Source organism: Acetobacter thailandicus (assembly GCF_011516655.1).
GTDB classification, from domain to species: Bacteria; Pseudomonadota; Alphaproteobacteria; order Acetobacterales; family Acetobacteraceae; genus Acetobacter; species Acetobacter thailandicus.
In genome coordinates this window covers 1-4073 of record NZ_WOSV01000027.1, presented here as the reverse complement: position 1 = coordinate 4073, position 4073 = coordinate 1, and the positions used below count along the sequence as shown (strand labels likewise).

4 protein-coding genes are annotated in these 4073 nt (G+C 47.8%); 3 read left to right on the top strand and 1 reads right to left on the bottom strand.

Going from position 1 to position 4073, the window contains the following annotated elements:
- Positions 1 to 169 precede the first annotated feature (169 nt).
- Positions 170 to 952, top strand: coding sequence for a replication initiation protein (locus GOB58_RS12730; RefSeq protein WP_198911796.1), 783 nt, complete (start codon positions 170 to 172; stop codon positions 950 to 952).
- 482 nt (positions 953 to 1434) lie between these two features.
- Positions 1435 to 2124 carry a DUF2335 domain-containing protein gene (locus GOB58_RS12725; RefSeq protein ID WP_173560437.1) on the top strand — a complete coding sequence of 230 codons (690 nt, stop codon included), beginning with the start codon at positions 1435 to 1437 and terminating at the stop codon, positions 2122 to 2124.
- Between the two features lie 53 nt (positions 2125 to 2177).
- Here the strand turns inward: GOB58_RS12725 and GOB58_RS12720 are convergent, their stop codons facing one another.
- A complete protein-coding gene (locus GOB58_RS12720; protein WP_265793383.1) occupies positions 2178 to 3005 on the bottom strand; it encodes a MobA/MobL family protein in 828 nt (275 codons plus the stop codon).
- Between the two features lie 132 nt (positions 3006 to 3137).
- Here GOB58_RS12720 and GOB58_RS12715 point away from each other — a divergent pair, with 132 nt between their 5' ends.
- On the top strand, positions 3138 to 3677 hold the full coding sequence (locus tag GOB58_RS12715) for a hypothetical protein (RefSeq protein WP_173560436.1): 540 nt from the start codon (positions 3138 to 3140) through the stop codon (positions 3675 to 3677).
- The last annotated feature ends 396 nt before the right edge of the window (positions 3678 to 4073 follow it).

Genomic DNA, 4073 nt, shown 5'->3' with positions numbered 1-4073 from the left:
GTTAAATGTCCCTTTTTCCGGGTTAAATGTCCCTTTTTCCGGGTGCTGTCCACACCCGGAAAAAGGCTTATTAACAATATAATATCCCTTGATGGTAAATAAGGGACATTATATTGAATATATCAAACTTAATTTTTAAAAGATAACCGCCCGGAATTAGGGACATTTCATGAAAAAAACACGGAAAACAAAGGTTTATGCGCTAGCAAACTACAAACCCGATAATCCTAAATTAACTGCAAAGTGGATTGGCATGAGTAATGCTCTCATAAGATCGGGACAAGCTCTGAACCTAGCAGAGAAACGCCTACTGATGCTGGCAGTCTCCAAACTAGACAGCTCTAAGCCTTTGACATTTGGTGAGGTTCCCACTAGCCGCGTTCACGCAATTGACTATGCCAATGAATATGGTGTTGACCCCAATACAGCCTACGAAGCTCTGCAAGTAGCCTCTAAGAGCCTTTACGATCGATCTATAACGATGTTTGAACCAGCCCATACACGGCAGGGTAAGACGTTAAAACCTATTGTTACCAATATGCGATGGGTTGGCCGAGCAAAATATCATGAGGGTGAAGGTTGGATAGAATTAGGGTGGTGGCCTGAGCTATTACCTCACCTAACGGGTTTAAAACGCGAGTTTACCAAGTATAAACTACAGCAAGCCAACGCTTTACGCTCTATATATTCTTGGCGTTTATTAGAGCTTTTAATGCATTACCAATCTACTGGAACAGCAGAATATACAATAGAAGATTTCAGCGCTTCTATGGAAGCAACAGAAAAGCAAAAAAAGAATTTCGCTAAAATTCGAATAAAAATCATAGAACCAGCGGTTAAAGAGCTGACCCAGAAAGATGGCTGGTTGATTGAATGGGAGCCTATCAAGACTGGCAGGAAAGTGTCTAAACTACGCTTTATTTTCAAAAAAAACTTAGCGTTTTCAACATAAAAGTAGCACTAAAAATAATAACGTAAATAAAAATATGATTCTATTGAATTTTATGCGTTTCTTAAATGTAACTTTGTTTATTTTATTTTTAATTTAACGTGTTTATTTGTGGTTTCATAAATATTTTTTGATAAATGAGAGACCACTTAAAATTCTTTGTAGTCTACACAATATAAAAAATTAGTTTGTCGTTATGATTGACGTCCGCGGTGTCGCGGTATTTATAATCCAACGTTAGCGCACTTTGGTTTAGTGGATATCTGCTATCGTGCAATGATCTAAGGATATGGTGAACAACATGAGGTCTACCGCTTTTTGGAAAGCTCTCGGCACGGGCGCAGCAGCACCTGCTATGCTGTATGCTCCGGAGCAAGACTACATGATCTATGCAACTATTGACACGATCACAAAAACTGAGACTTACGAATTCACGTCCGTGATCGTGTGCTCTAAGGCTGATACAATCGTTAAGGTCACTAGTGATGAATGCAAACGCTGACTCTACACCTGAAGAAGATGATCAGTCTGAAACAGAATCTGAAAATACCGAGAATATTAAGCCATCTGAAGAAGGAACAGTTAGCGTAGAAGTGGAAGCGGGAACACCCGTAACGCTTAAACTCACTGAGGTGCCTCGCACTATTAATTCTCTGCCGCCATACATGTTTCCTCCCACGATGGGACAAGCTGCTCTTCTGCATGCGTCTTCACAGCAGCAGCAGCAGCACGCATGGAACGCTCCAGTTCCACCACCTGAAGCGGCAGAGCGTTTCGAAAAATTATGTCCAGGCTCTTTTGAACGAATGCTACGCATGGCTGAAAAAGAGCAAGATAATCAGATTGATCTCAACCAAAAACAGATCGCAATTGCCCAAAAAACTAGTGAAAATCAGGTAATACTTGCTACCAGAGCACAGGATTTTTTGGCTACCGATACTAGACGGGGGCATTTTCTAGGAGCGCTCATTAGCGTCCTAGCCATGACAGGCGCTGGGGCGGCAGAAGTATACGATCAAGCTGCCATTGGTATAGCTTTCCTCAGCGTTCCTATTATGACCGTAGCAATTGCCTTTATCAATTCTCATAAAAGCAATAAGTCGACGGCTAAGAATGCTAATCCCCAGAAGAATGTAGAACCAGCAGAAAAAAAAGAAGAGCCGAAGCAAGATTAAAAATTATCAAGCATTTTTAGGCACTTTAATTCTACGCATTCCTCCACGATTTTTCATCTGCCACCACGGGCGCGGCCCGGGCCGCGCGTAGGTACCTGCTGCACTTTCTTGGCTATGTTGGTCATGCGCTCCTTGGCTTCCCACACAGCCCGCTCTCTGGCCTCCTTCAGTCCTTGTTTGCGCAAGGCTTCCTTGCGCTCATCCTCACGTCTGAGGGATTCTGCTGCCTGTCTAGCCAGCTCGGCCTCCTCCTCGCGGCGTTGGCCCCCAACCGCCCGCAAGAGGGCGTGAACGGCGCTCTTTTTGGCGTTCCTGGCCTGCTCGGCCACTTCCCTGACGGTGGCGGCCAATTCGCGCACCATTTCCCGCACATGGTCGTTCAGGGTGCGCCTGCGCTCGTTCTCCTGAGCCTTGAACGTCTGGGGCTTGTATGGCTCCCCCTTCCGCTCCTGCTCGGCCTTGTGCTTGCGCTCCATCGTTGTGCTGGTCGGCCCAAGGTGCATGGTTGGCATTTCGTCCACGCCCTGCCGCTCATAGCTGCGATGATCGAGGCGGGCAGGCTTCTGGTGGCGCTCCAGTGCTTCGTTGCACTGCATGGCCCACAATTCCCGAAGGCTCTCGATCTCCGGCCCACCCGTCTTGGCGGCGTCCAGTATGCGGGTTTTCTTGCCCAGCCCGTCCGGCTCGACCTCCCGTGTCGTGGTGAGGATATGGGCGTGATAGTTCCGGTCGTCACCACCAGCACTGGGAGCATGAAGGGCAACATCAGCAGCCACCCCGTAACGTTCGACCACGGCAGAGGCAAAAGACCGTGCAAGGTCTTCCCTGTCTTTGGCGTTCAGTTCAGCGGGAAGGGCCAGCACATATTCACGGGCCGTCACCGAGTTAGAACGCTTCTCGAATGTGATTGACGCCCTTCTTAAGCGGTTATCACGGGAGCAGGACACAAAGGCTTTTCAAGATCACGGGTTCATCACGCCCCGGCCAGCACAAGTGCAGAATGAAGGCTGACCATGAGTGAACCAGACGATGCGGAAGATTTCGGACTTCGTGCGTTTGAGGATTTGAAAAACACTATCCAGAAGTCGAATAAAGCCTATTCAGATGTTGCCGGTAAGCTGCCAGCCCTGGCAAAACAACTTGAGGCACTAGACACCAAAAGCACCAAAGCCGCGCAACGTGTTGAGGACGCAGCGCAGGCCGTCACCAGCTACATCAAGACCGACAGGCGCACCCTGATCATCTCCTGCGGGTTTGGAGCCATTGCGCTCGTGTTCTGCGCGGCCTTTCTGGGTGACATCAAGGGCAGTCGAACTGGATACGCTCAAGGGTTCGTTGAGGGGCAGCAGGAAGCCAAACAGCGCGATGCACTGGCAGAATGGGCCGTATCCTCACCATCGGGTCACATGGCCTACGAGATGGACAGGGTAGGGCAGATTCAGGCGTTCGGTATGTGCAAAATCGAAGGTTACAAGATCAGAACCGACCAGAAAGGGACATGGTGCGTACCCGTCTCCGGTAACGGCCTTATGTGGCCTGTAGCACGCCCCTGACCTCCACTAGTAGAAAACCACCAGACCACCCACACACTCCATTCCTGAGCCATTTACGAGCCAATTTGAGGGGTGTTTCAGGTCTGGGCGAGTGCGGAGCAGGAACGGCGTAGCCCGTAAAGCGCCAGACAAGCTGATTTTCGTGACATATTCGAATTACAACTTATTTTTATGCACAACATTTTTCCACAGGCTAATTTGTTTTTTCTTGTTTTTTCTTGTTTTTTAGCCAAATTTTACTTTTAATTTCATAAGCTTACGGATGATAAATGTCCCTTTTTCCGGGTTAAATGTCCCTTTTTCCGGGTTAAATGTCCCTTTTTCCGGGTGCTGTCCACACCCGGAAAAAGGCTTATTAACAATATAATATCCCTTGATGGTAAATAAGGGACATTA

Coding starts and splice junctions, on each gene's coding strand:
- GOB58_RS12730 (WP_198911796.1), top strand. CDS start 170: ATGAAAAAAACACGGAAAACAAAGGTTTATGCGCTAGCAAACTACAAA.
- GOB58_RS12725 (WP_173560437.1), top strand. CDS start 1,435: ATGAATGCAAACGCTGACTCTACACCTGAAGAAGATGATCAGTCTGAA.
- GOB58_RS12715 (WP_173560436.1), top strand. CDS start 3,138: ATGAGTGAACCAGACGATGCGGAAGATTTCGGACTTCGTGCGTTTGAG.